This window comes from Pseudomonas sp. NPDC087626 (assembly GCF_044743405.1).
Taxonomy (GTDB): Bacteria; Pseudomonadota; Gammaproteobacteria; order Pseudomonadales; family Pseudomonadaceae; genus Aquipseudomonas.
Genome location: NZ_JBIUWJ010000019.1, coordinates 63,795 through 81,076 on the forward strand (window position 1 = coordinate 63,795; position 17,282 = coordinate 81,076).

A 17,282-nucleotide genomic window follows, 5' to 3' on the forward strand; every position below is an offset into this window, starting at 1 on the left:
CGCGCACCTGGGGCGCGAGTTGGCCATTGGGCTAAGTAGCCGCTTCGCAATCAGGCTGGGGTGGGCAGCCACAGCCTGAATCGCGCCCCGCCCAGCGGCGACGCCTCGACGGTGAGGGTGCCGCCCTGGGCTTCCAGGGCCCGGCGGCTGATGGCCAGGCCCAGGCCGAAGCCGCCGGTGGCGCGGTCGCGGCTGCGGTCGAGGCGGTAGAACGGTTCGAAAATCCGCTCGCGCTCATCGTCGGGGATGCCGATGCCGTCATCGTCGACCCAGATCTCGCAGCCTTCGGGCCGCACTTGCACACCAATCTGGATGCGCTTCTCGCAATAGCGCATGGCGTTGCGCAGCAAATTCTGGATAGCCCGGGCGGTCAGGCGCGGGTCGAGGCTGAAGCGTTCGAGATGGCCGTGCAGCAGCACGTCGATCACGATTTCCGGCGACTCCAGCTCTTCGTCGACGCTGCCCAGGATGCTGTCGATGAACTCGTCCAGTGCCACCTCGACCTGCTCCGGCAAACGTGCCGGGTTTTGCAGGCGGCTGTAGGACAGCAACTCGAGGACCAACTCGTCCAGCTCACGAATGTGCGCCACCAGGCCTTGCAGGCGCTCGCGGCTGGCGGCCGGCAGGTCATCGGACAGCGCCAGGGCCAGGCCGAAATCCAGGCGGGTCAAGGGTGTGCGCAGCTCATGGGATACCGCGTTGAGCAGGTCGCGCTGCTGGTTCAGCAAGTTCTCGATGTCGCCGGCCATGGTGTCGAAGACGTGGGCCAGGCTGCCGATGTTGGAGCTGGCAGCAATCTGCGTGCGTTCGCCCAGGTGACCTTTGCCGAAACGTTCGGCGGTGTTGCGCAGGCGCTCCAGATCGCGCCAGTGCGGACGCAACCAGATCAGCAGGCAGGCGAGCAGCGCCGCACCGATCAGCACATTGATGCCCCAGTACAGCAAACTGACGTCCAGCGGGTCCGGCGGCACCACCAGCTTGACCGCCTGCGATTCATTCAATGGCGCCGCGGCCAACGTGCGCCAGCCCCAGTCACCGGTGCGCACGGCCATTTCACCGCGCTGCAAACGCTCGCGTTCATGGGCAGTGAAACCCTCATCGCTGATCGGTACCACGGCGATCTGCAACGGACTAAATTGTTGATCCAACTCAGCGGCGAGGGCCGGCCATTGAGTGCTCGGCACGCCTTGAAACTGCTTGACCAGCAGGTTCTGCACGCCCCGGGAGTGGTCCAGGTTATAGCTGGAAAAGCGCTCGTGAAAGACCTTGACCACCAGGTCTGGCACCAGGTAGATCGCCGCACTGAAGGTGACGATGGTGATCAGGTACAGGCGGATCAGGATGCGCAGCATGGCGTCAGCATTCCCACTCGGAACGGCTGAACAGATAGCCCTTGCCCCACACCGTCTTGATCTTGCGCGCTTCGCCGGCGTGGTCGTCGAACTTGCGCCGCAGCTTGGAAATCGCCACGTCCACCGAGCGGTCGGTGCCATTGAACTCGATGCCGCGCAGGCGCTGCAGGATCTGGTCACGGCTCAGCACTTCCCCGGCATGCCGGGCCAGGACCACCAGCAGGTTGTACTCGCCGCTGGACAGCTCCACCGGCTGCTCGCGCCAGGTCACGGTGCGCTCCGACAGGTCGATGCACAGGTTGCCCATGAGGATCCGGTCGCTGGCGCTTTGCGGTTCGTTGAGGCTGCTGCGGCGCAGCAAGGTGCGCACCCGCGCTAGCAACACCCGGGGCTCGCAGGGTTTGGTGACGTAGTCGTCGGCGCCCATTTCCAGGCCCAGCACCTGGTCGTGGCTGTCATCACGGGCGGTCAGCATCAGGATCGGCAGGCTCGCCGAATCGGCGCGCAACAGTCGGCACACCTGCAGGCCATCGAGCCCGGGCAGCATCAGGTCGAGGATCACCAGGTCCGGCGGGTTGACCCGCGCTCGTTCACGCACCTGATCGCCACGGCTGATCACATTGACCTGATAGCCATTACGTTCGAGGTAGCTGGCAATCAGCTCGGAGAGCGCAGAGTCGTCTTCGACCAGGAGGATGTTGGGCATGGGTGTTTCCAGAAATAGCGATGGCGTCTGGACGGATCCATCGCGGGCGAGCCCGTTCCCACAGGGGATTGCGCACCACAGATCATGTGGGAGCGGGCTTGCCCGCGAAAGCGGCTGAACAGACACAAAAGAAACCAAGGATATACGCCCTCACGCATGCAGGAGCAAAACCTTCACACAATTTCACACAGCCACTACAAAGCTTCACCGCTACCCTGGCCGGCTGCCCGTAGCATGCCTGGGTCATTATTGGGGTATTTACATGTCCAAGAACCTGCTTGCACCGCTCAGCCTGATAGCACTGGCATTGATGCTGAGCGCCTGTGACAAGTCTTCCAGCGTCGAGGAGGCCGCGCCGCTGGCCAGCGTGCGCATCGAAACCATCGAAGCTCGCCCCCTGTCGATCAGCAGCGAGCTGAGCGGGCGGATCGCCGCGCCACGCATCGCCGAAGTGCGCGCCCGGGTCGCCGGGGTAGTGCTGCAGCGCGCCTTTCGCGAAGGCAGCGACGTGAAACGGGGCCAGGTGTTGTTTCGCATCGACCCGGCGCCGTTCAAGGCCGACCTCGACAGTGCCGACGCGGCGCTGCGCAAGGCGCAGGCCAATGCGTTCCAGGCGCGCCTGCAGGAAAAACGCTACGCCCAGTTGATCAAGGACCAGGCCGTCAGTGCCCAGGATTACGACAATGCTCGTGCAGCCACGCTGCAGGCCAATGCCGACGTCGCCGCCAACCAGGCCGCCGTGGCCCGTGCCCGGCTGAACCTGGGTTACGCCACGGTCACCGCGCCGATTTCCGGGCGCATCGGCCGCGCGCTGGTCACCGAAGGCGCACTGGTCGGACAGAACGAAAGCACGCCCCTGGCGCTGATCCAGCAACTGGACCCGATCCACGCCGACCTGACCCAGTCGACCCGCGAGCTCAACGAGCTGCGCCGCGCCTTCCGTGCCGGGCAGATGCAGCAGGTTGGCCAGGACCAGGCCAAGGCCACGTTGATCCAGGACGACGGCAGCCACTATCCGTTGCCGGGCAAGCTGTTGTTCTCGGAAATCAGTGTCGACCCCGGCACCGGCCAGATCATTGTGCGCAGCGAGTTCCCCAACCCCGACCTCGACCTGCTCCCTGGCAGTTTCATTCGCGTGCGCCTGGAGCAAGCGGTCAACCAGCAAGGCATCAGCGTGCCGCAACGGGCGATCCAGCGCGACAGCGCCGGCATTGCCCAGGTGTTGCTGCTCGACAGCGAGGACCGGGTCAGCCAGCAAGCCGTGCAACTGGGCCAGGTGCAACAGGACCGCTGGATCGTCAGCGCCGGCCTCAAGCCCGGCGACCGCATTGTCATCGAAGGCCTGCAGCACGCCCGTCCCGGCGACAAAGTAGCCATCGACGCCACCCCTCTTGAGCACGCCCTGGTCACCGGGCAGTAGGCAGGACGCAGATTTTATGCCGCATTTCTTTATTGACCGCCCGGTGTTCGCCTGGGTGGTTGCACTGTTCATCCTGTTGGCCGGCGCCCTGGCCATCCCGCAACTGCCGGTGGCCCAGTACCCGGATGTGGCGCCGCCACAGATCGAAATCTACGCGGCGTACCCGGGTGCCTCGGCACAAACCGTCGATGAAAGTGTGGTCAGCCTGATCGAGGAGGAGCTCAACGGCGCCGACCATCTGCTGTATTTCGAATCCCAGAGCAGCCTCGCTTCGGCCACCATCACGGCCACCTTCAAGCCGGGCACCAACCCGGAGCTGGCCCAGGTCGATGTGCAGAACCGCCTCAAAGTGGTGGAGTCGCGCCTGCCGCAAGCAGTGATCCAGCAGGGCTTGTCGGTGGAGAAAGTGTCTTCCGGCTTCCTGCTGATGATCACCTTGACTTCCAGCGACGGCAAGCTCGATGAAGTGGCGCTCAGCGATTACCTGGCGCGCAACGTGATGAACGAGATCAAGCGCCTGGATGGGGTCGGCAAGGCTTCGTTGTACGGCGCTGAACGGGCGATGCGGATCTGGATCGACCCGCAGAAACTGATTGGCTTCAACCTGACCCCGGCCGACGTCAACGCCGCGATCGTCGCGCAGAACGCCCAGGTTTCCGCTGGCAGCATCGGTGATTTGCCGACCCACAACAGCCAGGAAATCACCGCCACCGTGCTGGTCAAGGGGCAATTGTCGACGCCCGAAGAGTTCGCCGACATCGTGCTCAAGGCCAACCCCGACGGCTCCATCGTGCGCATCGGCGATGTGGCGCGGGTCGAGATCGGCAGCCAGGAATACCAGTTCGGCACCCGCCTCAACGGCAAGCCGTCCACCGCGGTCGCCGTGCAGCTGGCACCTGGCGCCAACGCGCTGAACACCGCCACCCTGGTGCGCGAGAAGATGGACGAACTGGCCCGCTACTTCCCGGCTGGCGTCGAATACAAGATCCCCTACGACACCTCGCCCTTCGTCAAAGTCTCGATTACCAAGGTGGTCTACACCCTGGGCGAGGCAATGCTGCTGGTGTTCGCGGTGATGTACCTGTTCCTGCAGAACATCCGCTACACGCTGATCCCGACCCTGGTGGTGCCGGTGGCGCTGATGGGCACCTTCGCGACCATGCTGGCGCTGGGCTTTTCGATCAACGTGCTGACCATGTTCGGCATGGTGCTGGCCATCGGCATCCTGGTGGACGACGCCATCGTGGTGGTGGAGAACGTCGAGCGGATCATGGCCGAAGAAGGCCTGTCGCCCAAGGAAGCGACCCGCAAGGCCATGACCCAGATCACCGGGGCAATCATCGGCATCACCCTGGTGCTGGTGGCGGTGTTTATCCCGATGGCGTTCATGCAAGGTTCGGTGGGGGTGATCTACCAGCAGTTCTCGCTGTCGATGGCCACCTCGATCCTGTTCTCGGCGTTCCTCGCGCTGACCCTGACCCCGGCGCTCTGCGCGACCCTGCTCAAGCCGGTGGCCAAGGGCGAGCTGCATGCCAGGAGCGGATTCTTCGGCTGGTTCAACCGACGTTTCGAGCAGTTCACGGATCGCTACCAAGGCTGGGTGGCCTATGCGCTGAAACGCAGCGGCCGCTACCTGCTGATCTACGGCGTGTTGCTGGTGGCGCTCGGCGTGCTGTTCAGTCGCCTGCCCTCCTCGTTCCTGCCGACCGAAGACCAGGGCTACACCATCACCGACATTCAACTGCCGCCGGGCGCCAGCAAGAACCGCACGGTGCAGGTGGCGCAACAGATCGAGGCGCACAACGCCAGCGAAGCGGGAATCGGCGACAGTACGGTGATTCTCGGCTTCAGCTTCTCCGGCAGTGGGCAGAATGCGGCGCTGGCCTTCACTACCCTCAAGGATTGGTCGCAGCGCGGCAGCGATGACTCGGCGGCCTCGATTGCCGACCGCGCCAATATCGCCTTCAGCCAGATCAAGGACGCGGTTGCCTACTCGGTGCTGCCGCCGCCAGTCGATGGCCTGGGCACTTCCAGCGGGTTTGAGTTCCGCCTGCAAGACCGTGGCGGCCTGGGGCACAGCGCGTTGATGCAGGCGCGTACGGCCTTGCTGGACGCCGCTGAAAAAAGTCCGATCCTGGCCAATGTGCGCGAAAGCGCCCTGGCTGAAGCGCCGCAAGTGCAATTGATCGTCGACCGCAAGCAGGCCAATGCCTTGGGCGTGTCGTTTGCCGACATCGGCAGCGTATTGTCCACCGCGGTCGGCTCCAGCTACATCAACGACTTCCCCAACCAGGGACGGATGCAGCGGGTGGTGGTGCAGGCCGAGGGTGATCAACGCAGCCAGGTCGAAGACCTGCTGAAGATCCATGTGCGCAACAGCAACGCGAATATGGTCCCGCTGTCGGCCTTCACCCGAGCCGAATGGACCCAGGGGCCGACCCAGTTGACCCGCTACAACGGCTACCCGGCCGTGAGCATTTCCGGTGAGCCGGCCCCTGGCTACAGCACCGGACAAGCCATGGCGGAAATCGAGCGCCTGGTGGCCCAGGGGCCAGCGGGGTTGGGCCAGGAATGGACGGGGCTGTCATTGCAGGAACGCTTGTCGGGCAGCCAGGCGCCGATCCTGCTCGGTTTGTCGTTGCTGATCGTGTTCCTGTGCCTGGCGGCGCTGTACGAAAGCTGGTCGATCCCGACCTCGGTATTGCTGGTGGTGCCGCTGGGAGTACTCGGTGCGGTACTGGCGGTGACCTTGCGCGGCATGCCCAACGACGTGTTCTTCAAGGTAGGACTGATCACCATCATCGGCCTGTCGGCGAAGAACGCGATCCTGATCATCGAGTTCGCCAAGAGCCTGTACGACGACGGCCACGACCTGCTCGACGCCACCCTGCAAGCCGCGCGCCTGCGCCTGCGGCCGATCATCATGACCTCGCTGGCGTTCATCCTCGGCGTGGTGCCGTTGGCGATCGCCACCGGCGCCAGCTCGGCGAGCCAGCAAGCCATTGGCACCGGGGTCATCGGCGGGATGATCACCGCGACCCTGGCCGTGGTGTTTGTGCCGGTGTTTTTTGTGGTGGTGATGAAGCTGGTACGCAAGCGTCACAAGGACATCTGACCAACGTCACTGGTGGGAGCTGGTCGGCCAGCTCCCACACCGGACCTCATCAGGCTCACCGATGTGGCCACACTAGACTGCGCTGCGCTATGGTTCTTTGAAGTCCCATTGCAGTGAGCCCCCATGCCCCACCTCGTCCGCACTCACCCACGCCTCACCGCTGCCACCCTGATTGGCGTCGCGGCAGGTATTCTGGCGCCCGCCGACTCACTCGTCAGCAAAATCCTCATTGGCTGGAATGCCGGCGTCTGGACCTACCTGGCCCTGATGCTGTGGCTCACCGTCCGTTCGCGCGCCGATCAGGTCAAGCGTATCGCTGAGGTCGAGGATGAAAACGCCGGGCTGGTGCTGTTCATCGTCAGCATTGCCGCCATCGCCAGCCTGGTCGCGATCACTGTCGAGCTGGCAGGCACCGGCGATCTCGGCACCTCGCAAAAGCTTGTGCGCTACGGTTTTACCGGGGTGACGGTGATCGGTTCCTGGCTACTGATCGGGATGATTTTCAGCGTGCACTACGCGCGACTGTTCTACACCTGGGATGGCAAGGAACCGGCGCTGCGCTTCGCCGAGGGCCTGAAGCACCCCGACTACTGGGACTTCCTGTACTTCTCCTTCACCATCGGCGTCGCAGTACAAACCGCCGATGTCGGCGTGGCCACCCGGGACATTCGCAAGATCGTGCTGGCACAATCACTGATCGGCTTTGTGTTCAACACCGCAATACTGGGCTTTTCGATCAATATTGCGGCGGGGTTGGTCGGTAGCTAACGCACAGCAGTCGTCGTCGCCTGTATGGTGGTCGAGCCCGAACGCTTGCCCAGAGTGTTCACTGCACGCACCGAAAAACTGTAAGTCGTGCCGGGACTTAACCCTTCAATGTTTCGGTAGGTATTGGCGGTTGTAACCCGGTACACCGTATCTACAAAAATTTCATAACCCTCGATACGAACTTCGCCATAAGCGGGAAACCATGCGAGGCTGATGGTGTCATGAGTGACGTAGCCCCTGAAGTTAGCCGGAATCGTAGGCCCCCCCACATCCGGAATTGATACCATCAAGGGGTCGGAATCGGCATGGTTTCCATCGGGATCCTGCGCCCGCACCATGAAAATATAAGTCGTCGCATCATTCAGATCGGCGACCGAATAACGAATACTATCTGTATTGCCGACAAGTTTCCCGTCGCAGAAAATCTGATACCCAACCACCCCACCATTGTCGACCGACGCCACCCACGCCAGGTTGACTCTATTGCCAACCACACTGTCAGTGCGTAAGCCCGTTGGCTTGCTCGGTGGCATCCGATCCGGCACATACCGCCCTATGCGAGCCCGACTCGGGTTGGAGCGGATGTTGCCCGTCGCCTTGGCATAGAGATAAAAAAAGTACTCCTGATTAGGGTTCAATCCGTTGATGACACACGGTGGTCGGCTCACGGTAATGGTGGCAATCCCCTCGGCCATGACCTCATAACCCGAGGCGTTATACGGGCAATAGACGCACCGGGTGTAGGGCTCATCCCACGTCAGGAGCGCGGTTGTCGCGCTGGTTCTTTCTCCTCGAATTCCACCGGGACTGCAAATCATGATTGAAGCTCCTGCGCACGTTAACCTTGTGTCACACAGTGTCAGGCGAAACCAACCTGTCGCGCACCTGACAGATCTGCCAGTTGCCTTTGTGCCCACGTCGTGATCCGGACGATGGCGCACGCGCTTGATCAACTTTTTTCGATACGGGCATTTTCGAGCTTGACGGCCCAAGGGCTTTTGGTATCTTCTGAAACCGGTTTCAGCGATAGTTAACCTACGCTGCTGCCGATAATTCCAAAAATAAGGTCGTCGCCGTGAACAGTTTTTCCGCCGCCCAACGCAGCCGCGTGACCATGCTCGATGTCGCCGAACGTGCCGGGGTGTCCAAAGCCAGCGTGTCGCGTTTTATCGGCGAGGACCGCGCTCTGCTGTCAGATGCCATCGCCTTGCGCATCGCACAGGCGATCGACGAGCTGGGTTATCGCCCGAATCAGATGGCCCGTGGTCTGAAACGCGGGCGCACCCGCCTGATCGGCATGCTGGTGGCCGATATCCGCAACCCCTATTCGATTGCCGTGATGCATGGCGTGGAGACCGCCTGCCGCCAGCACGGCTACAGCCTGGTGGTGTGCAACACCGACCGCGATGACGAGCAGGAAAGCCAGCACCTGGCAGCGTTGCGCTCGTACAACATCGAAGGCCTGATCGTGAATACCCTCGGCCATCATCCAGAACAACTGCGTGAGCTGCACCGGGAAATGCCCATGGTACTGGTGGATCGCAAGGTCGAGCACCTGCACAGCGACCTGGTCGGCCTGGACAACCCCGCTGCCGTCCACACCGCCCTGAGCCATCTGCAGGAGCAGGGTTATCGCCAGGTGCTGCTGGTCAGCGAGCCCTATGACGGCACCAGTTCGCGGATCGAGCGGGTCAGCAGCTTCACCGCGCAAATCGCCCAACGCCCGGCCTTGTCGGGGGCGGTGGTGGAGACCGGCAGCGAGCTGACTGCACGTATCCAGGCCTTCCTCTCTGACGCCCCCGATGTGCCTAAAGCCCTGTTCTGTGCCAACGGCATTGCCGCCCTGGCGGCAACCCGTGCGCTGCGTGAACTTAGGTGCGACTTGTTCGCCGACGTCGGCCTGATCGCCCTCGATGATCTGGACTGGTACCCGCTGGTGGGCAGCGGCATCACCGCCCTCGCCCAGCCGACCGAAGCCATTGGCGCCAGTGCGTTCGACTGCCTGCTCAAGCGCTTGCGCGGCGACGACGGGCCCGTGCGAACCCTGGATTACCCGGCGCAATTGATTGTGCGCGGGTCGACGCACCCACGATCCTCCAGCACTAACGGCTAATCCGCACAGGCACTTGCTAGGCAACCAAACGCAGCCTGCGCAGTTGCTACAGATGTGTGCAGATTTTTATGAACAAAAATGAAACCGGTTTCAGAGGTCAATAACAATGAGAAAATCACCTGTTTCCATCAGCTTGTCCAGCTACGGCGCCGACCTGGTTCGCCAGGTTGGCCAACTGGCATTCGTCGAGATCCTGGCCAAGGCCGGGGCCCAGCGAATCGAGTGGCGCGAAGAATTGCTGACCAGCGAGGACCCGCGGGAACTGGCCCACGCCATCGAACAACAGGGGCTTGAGGCGGTGTTTTCCTCGCCGCTGGAATTGTGGGTGGCCGGTCGCTCGCAGCCCAACCCATTGCTGGCGGCGACCCTCAAGCGCGCCGCGAGCTTCGGTGCCCGGTGGCTCAAGGTGTCGCTGGGTTACTTCACCGACAACAACGACCTGCACAGCCTGGCCGCGTGCCTGGCCGAGCATCCGGTGCAGTTGCTGGTGGAAAACGACCAGACCCTGCACGGCGGACGCATCGAGCCGTTCCAGCGCTTTTTCGCGCAGGTGGAGCAACATGCGTTGCCGGTGCGGATGACCTTCGATATCGGCAACTGGTCATGGCAGGACCAGAGCGCCACCACCGCTGCGCGCCTGTTGGGCCGGCATGTCGCCTACGTGCATTGCAAGGCGGTGACCCGCCGCGCCGACAGCAAGCTGGTGGCGATCCCGCCGGCCGCCGACGACCTGCTGCAGTGGGAACAGATGCTACGGCACATGGCACCGGGCATCTCGCGTGCCGCGGAATACCCATTGCAGGCCGATGACCTGCAGCAACTGACCACCGAACACGTGGCCGTCCTCGCCCGCCTGGGCCAACCACGCCTGGAGCACGCCCATGTCTGAAGTCGATATCCTGTCGTTTGGCGAAACCATGGCCATGCTGGTCGCCGAGCAAACCGGTGATCTGGCGCAGGTCGCGAACTTTCACAAACGCATTGCCGGGGCCGACAGCAATGTCGCCATCGGTCTGTCGCGATTGGGCTTCAAGGTGGCCTGGCTGAGCAGGGTCGGCGCCGACTCCCTGGGGCGCTTTGTCCTCGACGCTTTGCAACGTGAAGGCCTGGACTGCTCCTCGGTCGAGGTCGATCCGTTGCACCCAACCGGTTTTCAATTCAAGTCCCGCGAGGAAGCCGGCGCCGATCCCCAGGTGGAGTACTTCCGTCGGGGTTCGGCCGCCAGTCATCTGTCGACCCAGGCGATCCAGCCGCAGTTGCTGCAAGCCCGGCACCTGCATGCCACCGGCATTCCGCCTGCGCTGTCGGCCACGGCTCGCGAGCTGTCTTTGCAACTGATGACGCAAATGCGCGCCGCCGGCCGCACCGTGTCGTTCGACCCCAACCTGCGCCCGGCGCTGTGGGCCAGCGAGCAGCAGATGATCACCGAGATCAACCGCCTCGCCGCCCTCGCCCATTGGGTGTTGCCGGGCTTGGGCGAAGGCCGCCTGCTGACTGGTTTCGACGACCCGGCGGACATTGCCGCGTTCTACCTGGATCAAGGCGCCCAGGTCGTGGCGATCAAGCTCGGTGCCCACGGTGCCTACTACCGCACGGCGCTGGACCAGGGCTTTGTCGCCGCCGTGCCGGTGGCGCAGGTGGTCGATACCGTCGGCGCCGGCGATGGTTTTGCCGTCGGCCTGATCAGCGCATTGCTCGAATGCCACAGCGTCAACGACGCGGTGCGACGCGCCAACTGGATTGGTAGCCGCGCGGTGCAGAGCCGTGGCGACATGGAGGGTTTGCCGACCCGGCTTGAGATGTCTGCTGAATTTGAGGCCGCCATCGCGAGCAGGCTCGCTCCCACACTGGATCGTATTCCAATGTAATTCCCCTGTGGGAGCGAGCCGGGCGGCGCTCCGCTTGCTCGCGATGAGGCCAACCCGATCACTGAAGATTCCGATACCTGCTGCGACAAAAACAACAAGCTCAGGAGCACTGCCATGCAAACGCCCAAACTCGCCACCCGCCGCTGGTGGTACATCATGCCCATCGTGTTCATCACCTATAGCCTGGCGTATCTGGACCGCGCCAACTATGGCTTCGCCGCCGCCTCCGGAATGGCTGCCGACCTGATGATCACCCCGGGGTTGTCGTCGTTGCTCGGCGCCCTGTTCTTCCTCGGTTACTTTTTCTTCCAGATCCCCGGCGCGATCTACGCGCAGAAAAACAGCGTGAAAAAGCTGATTTTCGTCAGCCTGATCCTCTGGGGCAGCCTGGCGACCTTGACCGGGGTCGTCTCCAACGCCTACTGGCTGATCGTCATCCGCTTCATGCTCGGGGTGGTCGAGGCCGCCGTGATGCCAGCGATGCTGGTGTACCTGTGCCACTGGTTCACCCGCGCCGAACGCTCGCGCGCCAACACCTTCCTGATCCTCGGCAACCCGGTGACCATGCTCTGGATGTCGGTGGTCTCCGGTTACCTGGTGCAGCACTACAGCTGGCGCTGGATGTTCATCATCGAAGGCCTGCCGGCGGTGCTCTGGGCGTTTATCTGGTGGCGCCTGGCCGATGATCGTCCGTCCCAGGCCAAGTGGCTCAACGACCAGGAGAAACACGACCTGGAAAGCGCCCTGGCCGCCGAACAGGTGGGCATCAAGGCGGTGAAGAACTACGCCGAAGCCTTCCGTTCGCCAAAAGTCATCATCCTCGCCCTGCAGTTCTTTTGCTGGAGCATTGGGGTCTACGGCTTCGTATTGTGGTTGCCGTCGATCCTCAAGGCCGGCGCGCAGATGGACATGATCGAGGCCGGCTGGTTGTCGGCGCTGCCGTATCTGGCGGCCGTTATCGGCATGCTGCTGGTGTCCTGGGGCTCGGACAAACTGCAAAAGCGCAAACGTTTCGTCTGGCCACCGCTGCTGATTGCCTCGGTGGCGTTCTACGGCTCCTATGCCCTTGGCGCCGAACACTTCTGGTGGTCCTACACCTTGCTGGTGATTGCCGGCGCGTGCATGTACGCGCCCTACGGACCCTTTTTCGCCATCGTCCCGGAAATCCTCCCGGCCAACGTCGCTGGTGGTGCCATGGCGTTGATCAACAGCATGGGCGCGCTGGGTTCGTTCGGCGGCTCTTATCTGGTCGGCTACCTGAACAGCTCCACTGGCTCGCCCGGCGCTTCGTACCTGTTGATGAGCGGTGCGTTGCTGCTGTCGGTGCTGTTGACCCTCTGCCTCAAGCCCGGCGCGAGCGACCGCGCGCCATCCAAGCAGACCGCGAACCAACCGCTGCTGGCGACCCACTCCTGAATTGAATGGAAGGTAAACCCATGAACAAGCACATCGTGCTCTACAAAAAACTGTCGCCCGCGCTGATGACCCGCTTGCAGGAACGGGCACAGGTGACCCTGATCGACACGCTCGACAGCGACGGCCTGCAGTGCCTGCGCGCAGCCCTGCCGAGTGCCCACGGCCTGTTGGGCGCCAGCCTGCGCCTGGACGCCGAACTGCTGGACCTGGCACCCCGACTGGAAGCCGTCTCCAGTGTCTCGGTGGGAGTCGACAACTACGACATCGACTACCTGAGCGGCCGCAATATCCTGCTCAGCAACACCCCGGACGTTTTAACCGAAACCACCGCCGATACCGGTTTCGCGCTGATCCTGGCCACGGCGCGGCGGGTGGTGGAACTCGCCAATCTGGTCCGCGGCGGACAATGGAACCACAACATCGGGCCGCTGCATTTTGGCAGCGACGTGCACGGCAAGACCCTGGGCATCATCGGCATGGGGCGGATCGGCGAGGCGCTGGCGCAGCGTGGGCATTTCGGCTTTGGCATGCCGGTCATTTATCACAGCAACAACCCGAAACCGGCAGTGGAGAAACGCTTCAATGCCCAGTACCGCAGCCTGCCTCAGCTGTTGCAGCAAGCCGACTTCATCTGCCTGACCCTGCCCCTGACCGCCCAGACCCAAGGCCTGATCGGTGCCGAAGAGTTTGCCCTGATGCGCCCCGAGAGTATTTTCATCAATATTTCCCGGGGCAAGGTGGTCGACGAAAACGCCATGATCGCAGCCCTGCAGCAGCGGCAGATTCGCGCCGCCGGTCTGGATGTATTCGAGCGGGAACCGCTGCAGCACGATTCACCGTTACTGCATTTGGACAATGTGGTGGCGACCCCACATATCGGCTCGGCCACCCATGAAACGCGTGAAGCGATGGCGCGATGTGCGGTGGACAACCTGCTGACGGCGCTGGTGGGTGAGCGGCCAGCGAATCTGGTGAACGAGGTGGTATGGCGCCAGAGGCTGGAAAGGGTCTGAGATCGGGCGCGCTTCGACCGATCGCTCCAAGCGTTGAAAATGTGATGAACGGCAGATCCGCAAGGGTCTGCCCCGTACAAGGGCTCGCGAGGGCCTAGAATCGGACCAAACCAGAGAATCCACCTACACAATTTTGAGAAACAACAGACAGAAATTTCTCACTCCCCTGCATTAAGGTGCAGCACCTGTTAGTTCTTACAGGTTTCAAGGCGTTGGATCCGCGTTATAACTGAGCCGAACCTACAGCGCCCTGAGCGGCGTCTGTCAGCAGGACGCAGGAACCACGCCCAGATTCAGGAAGGATCCTTCGCCCACCTCATTGATTGATAAATGGGAGTGCCTGTCATGAACCATTCAGCCCCAATCGCCATTCGCGCTCGCAACCTCCAGCCCGGGCTTGAGCGGCAAGCAACCGGACAGCCGTTGGGTATCACGCTGACCAACCGAGAAAAAGAAGTGCTGCTATGGAGTGCCAGAGGCAAGTCGTCCTGGGAAATCGGCCAGATCGTCAATTGCAGCGAATCCGGGGTGAATTATCACTTTGGCAATATCCGCCGGAAATTCGGCGTGAGTTCACGCTGGACCGCCGTGTTCAAGGCACTGGAGCAAGGTTTGATTCAACTGTCTTGAACCTGGCTGACTGCGGTGTACGGCGCGCCGTTGGCCCCTGTCGAGACACCGCATGAACCCTGCGCAATCGTTGTCCCCAACTGCCCCGAAACACTGCGGCGAGATGCCTGAAACAGCTGTACACCGAACGCTGAACACAGCACGCATCATTCTCGCCGACGACCATCCCGTGGTGCTAATGGGCGCTGAAATGGCCCTGTGCCAGCCCCCCAGCCAGGGGTTCGCGGTTGTCGCCCAGGCCAACAGCGCCGATGAGCTGATTGACCGCCTGCAACGCATCCCCTGTGACATCCTGATCAGCGACTATGCGATGCCCTACGGGGACTTCCCCGATGGCCTGGCGTTGATGGGTTATGTGAGACGCCACTTCGGCCATGTGCGCTTGGTCGTCATGACCATGCTGCGCAATCCGTCCCTGTTGCAGGCGTTGCTCAACCAGGGCGCCTGCGCACTGTTCGATAAACGTAGCCCGTTGAGTGAACTCAGGCACGCGGTACAGAGCGTGGCCAGGGGGCGTCGCCATCTCTGAGTCCTGCCGCCCCTGATACTGACGAACGCTGGCTCGATCGCGACATGATCGGCTGCTGGCTTGATGTTGCCCAACACCAGCATGTCCGAGGGAACATGCCGCCCTCCCGTAGTCTCGAGAAAAATGTTTTCACCCGGAAACAGCAGGTTCTTGAGCACATCCAGTTGTGTCTCATCGACCAGCTCAACCCACTGTTTGTTCACCACCAGTGACGCTGAGTAGAGAGCCTGGCCCGCAGCCTTGTCGTCCGGAATCAGATAGGGAAAATTACTGCCCTCAGTCGGCAGACCCTGCCCATTCTCATCACGGGCTTTCACCCGGATGAACACCAGTACAGCGCCATCGCCCTGATTGCTCGCACCTGGCTCGCCAGAGCCTGGCGCTTTTTGCGTCCTGATGTAGAAACCTGTTGGACTCAGGGGGTTGTAACCACTGAAGTCAAACAGACCCAGTTCGAATAGCCGTCGGTCATCTGGCAGTGCGGCCAGGTAGGTTTGAATGAATTCCGCGACCTTCTTCTGGACCCCAGGCAGGCTACCCAGATTGCATTTCAGATTTGGGTCGCTGGCCAGGTCAAGCGTCACCCTGCCGCGCTTATCGACTTCGCCTTCAACCGAAGTCAGGTCAATCTGCATCTCGACCTTGAAGCCCATGTCTTCGGCAATGCTGAAGCTGGACAATAAATGGGGCACCCCGGTCACCGGATAACTCATGGCGGTGTAGGTTCCGCCCACCAGGTTCATGGTCAAGGTGACCATGGACCTATCCAGCGATGCCGAAGCAAACGACAGCACCGGCTTGCCCAGTAACAGCGAATCCAGCTCCACGGATTCGGTTTGATCCGGGGTCACGTACAACAGACCGCTCATTGGTGGTATGAAGCGAGACTCGTTCAACCAGGAAAGGTACTGCTCTTCGAGCAGCCGATTGAGTTGGGTGCGGCCGAATGCCGCCACCGCCCCCCAGCCAAGGACCACTGACCCTCCTCTCATACGTTGCAACAAACTTTCCAGAGAATGACCTGACATGATGGAACTCCCAACTGTTAGTGAGCGAAGACCGGCTCGTCATCCGCGCTTAACATCTGCATAGCCTCTGACACACTCACCAGCGGTATCGGCAAGAGGATAAAACCGTCATCCGAGGGTCGACCGGGTCTGAGCGGGGGAATGTGGGCGATGACAATGGCAAACTTGTGCAACCCCATGGGGTCGATGGTGTACACCCCCGTCGCCGGGTCAACCCGATGCGCACCCACCTGGCCGGGCTCCCCCCATTGCACCCAAGCCCGCTCTGGTGGGTAGATAACCGCAGCTTGCGGAATCTCGACAACGACTCCGGAACTTGCCTGCAAGGGGTCCAGTACCTGTTGCTCACCCGCCCCCGTTGCCTTGTCAGTTGAAGGCCAGGGCAATGAACGCGGAATCGGTGTTGCGGCGACATCCAGTTCGACATAGTCGGAATATGCACTTGGATTACCCGCACGATCCAATACCCGGTAACTCACAGAGCGCAAGCCATCCCCACGCCCGCGAATCAACTCGCCAGGAATACTGAGCACTAGCAGGTCGGTGTAGTTTTGCTCGTCCAGTTCGAGAAAACCACCCTCGTCCAGATCCCCGGGACTGCGCCCCCAATACCAGACAATACGATCCCCTGGCGCTGGCGTCGCGAAAACCGGGACAGTGACCCGGAGTCGATCCTCGTTACGATCAAGGTAATAGGCCGTGAGTTGATTGGGCGGGAGAACAGCACTCGGCATGCTCAACCTACTGTCTGGGCTGGCCAACAACGGCGCACGAATGTCGACGGTAATAATCTCGGTGTCCGACGGGTCCGGATTATCTGGATCCCCGGACCAGTTCAGCGCCTCGTAATGCAAAACCCGCAAACCATGAACATTCAGCACTTTGTCGAGAGGAATCTCGACGAACAAATCACTGCTTTCGATAGGCCCTGCGGTCCACACTTTGTATGCAACTTCAGCACCGTCCAGAAACATCCGTACGCTTTCCGGAAACGCAATCGAGGGCAAGGAATTTTTCCAGAGAGGGAAAGTGACCTTCAGGTGCTGACGCCCAGGATCAACGGGAACAAGATTCTTTTCCCCGCCCTCTATGTCTGGAAGCGCATCCGGCACGCTGGGGGCGCCAAGTTTTTCCTCTGCATCAGATCTGGATCCGGACATTGTCGCTCTCCCTTACATAGACGCGAAGGGACACAATGCCTACCCGGCAGGGCCTACTTCACATGAACTATATAAACCGGGATTAGACGACAGTTTGACGCCGTCTGATACTGTCAGAGTTGACAGGTAGGCAGGATAAAAATGCAAACGAACCTGTCACCCTC

General features: G+C 61.7%; 14 protein-coding genes. 10 read left to right on the forward strand and 4 right to left on the reverse strand.

Annotated features, from left to right (window positions below):
* Nucleotides 1-50 precede the first annotated feature (50 nt).
* Both ACIOVD_RS17215 and ACIOVD_RS17220 read right to left on the reverse strand, forming a co-directional pair.
* Nucleotides 51-1,352, reverse strand: a complete 1,302-nt coding sequence (locus tag ACIOVD_RS17215) for an ATP-binding protein (RefSeq protein WP_401129233.1) — start codon at nt 1,350-1,352, stop codon at nt 51-53.
* Between the two features lie 4 nt (nt 1,353-1,356).
* Complete coding sequence (locus tag ACIOVD_RS17220) at nt 1,357-2,058, reverse strand: response regulator transcription factor (protein WP_095168397.1); 702 nt, start codon at nt 2,056-2,058, stop codon at nt 1,357-1,359.
* 262 nt (nt 2,059-2,320) lie between these two features.
* Between ACIOVD_RS17220 and ACIOVD_RS17225 the strand changes: the two genes are divergently transcribed.
* From ACIOVD_RS17225 to ACIOVD_RS17235, 3 genes are all read left to right on the forward strand, one after another.
* Nucleotides 2,321-3,478: an efflux RND transporter periplasmic adaptor subunit gene (locus tag ACIOVD_RS17225; RefSeq protein WP_401129236.1), complete on the forward strand. Its 1,158-nt coding sequence runs from the start codon at nt 2,321-2,323 to the stop codon at nt 3,476-3,478.
* A gap of 16 nt (nt 3,479-3,494) precedes the next feature.
* Nucleotides 3,495-6,593 carry a multidrug efflux RND transporter permease subunit gene (locus tag ACIOVD_RS17230; protein ID WP_401129238.1) on the forward strand — a complete coding sequence of 1,033 codons (3,099 nt, stop codon included), beginning with the start codon at nt 3,495-3,497 and terminating at the stop codon, nt 6,591-6,593.
* 123 nt (nt 6,594-6,716) lie between these two features.
* Nucleotides 6,717-7,361: a DUF1345 domain-containing protein gene (locus ACIOVD_RS17235; RefSeq protein WP_095168403.1), complete on the forward strand. Its 645-nt coding sequence runs from the start codon at nt 6,717-6,719 to the stop codon at nt 7,359-7,361.
* On the opposite strand, the gene ACIOVD_RS17240 is transcribed toward ACIOVD_RS17235, so the two are convergent.
* Nucleotides 7,358-8,179, reverse strand: a complete 822-nt coding sequence (locus ACIOVD_RS17240) for a fibronectin type III domain-containing protein (RefSeq protein WP_095168405.1) — start codon at nt 8,177-8,179, stop codon at nt 7,358-7,360. The genes ACIOVD_RS17235 and ACIOVD_RS17240 overlap by 4 nt on opposite strands.
* A gap of 257 nt (nt 8,180-8,436) precedes the next feature.
* On the opposite strand from ACIOVD_RS17240, the gene ACIOVD_RS17245 reads away from it, so the two are divergent.
* The 7 genes from ACIOVD_RS17245 to ACIOVD_RS17275 all read left to right on the forward strand — a co-directional run bounded on the left by ACIOVD_RS17245 (nt 8,437) and on the right by ACIOVD_RS17275 (nt 14,930).
* Entirely contained in the window at nt 8,437-9,474 is a 1,038-nt protein-coding gene (locus tag ACIOVD_RS17245) for a LacI family DNA-binding transcriptional regulator (protein ID WP_095168406.1), read from the forward strand.
* 106 nt (nt 9,475-9,580) lie between these two features.
* Complete coding sequence (locus ACIOVD_RS17250; protein ID WP_401129241.1) at nt 9,581-10,363, forward strand: sugar phosphate isomerase/epimerase family protein; 783 nt, start codon at nt 9,581-9,583, stop codon at nt 10,361-10,363.
* Nucleotides 10,356-11,342: a sugar kinase gene (locus ACIOVD_RS17255; protein ID WP_401129243.1), complete on the forward strand. Its 987-nt coding sequence runs from the start codon at nt 10,356-10,358 to the stop codon at nt 11,340-11,342. The genes ACIOVD_RS17250 and ACIOVD_RS17255 overlap by 8 nt, the downstream gene beginning before the upstream one ends.
* A gap of 114 nt (nt 11,343-11,456) precedes the next feature.
* Nucleotides 11,457-12,758, forward strand: a complete 1,302-nt coding sequence (locus ACIOVD_RS17260) for an MFS transporter (protein ID WP_401129245.1) — start codon at nt 11,457-11,459, stop codon at nt 12,756-12,758.
* A gap of 20 nt (nt 12,759-12,778) precedes the next feature.
* Nucleotides 12,779-13,771, forward strand: coding sequence for a 2-hydroxyacid dehydrogenase (locus tag ACIOVD_RS17265; protein ID WP_401129247.1), 993 nt, complete (start codon nt 12,779-12,781; stop codon nt 13,769-13,771).
* Nucleotides 13,772-14,116: 345 nt separating this feature from the next.
* A complete protein-coding gene (locus tag ACIOVD_RS17270; RefSeq protein WP_095168415.1) occupies nt 14,117-14,401 on the forward strand; it encodes a response regulator transcription factor in 285 nt (94 codons plus the stop codon).
* A 190-nt stretch (nt 14,402-14,591) separates the two neighbouring features.
* Nucleotides 14,592-14,930 (forward strand): response regulator transcription factor, encoded by a 339-nt coding sequence (locus ACIOVD_RS17275; protein ID WP_401129272.1) that lies wholly within the window; start codon nt 14,592-14,594, stop codon nt 14,928-14,930.
* A gap of 1,045 nt (nt 14,931-15,975) precedes the next feature.
* Here the strand turns inward: ACIOVD_RS17275 and ACIOVD_RS17280 are convergent.
* Nucleotides 15,976-17,118, reverse strand: a complete 1,143-nt coding sequence (locus tag ACIOVD_RS17280) for a hypothetical protein (protein ID WP_401129249.1) — start codon at nt 17,116-17,118, stop codon at nt 15,976-15,978.
* Between the last annotated feature and the right edge of the window lie 164 nt (nt 17,119-17,282).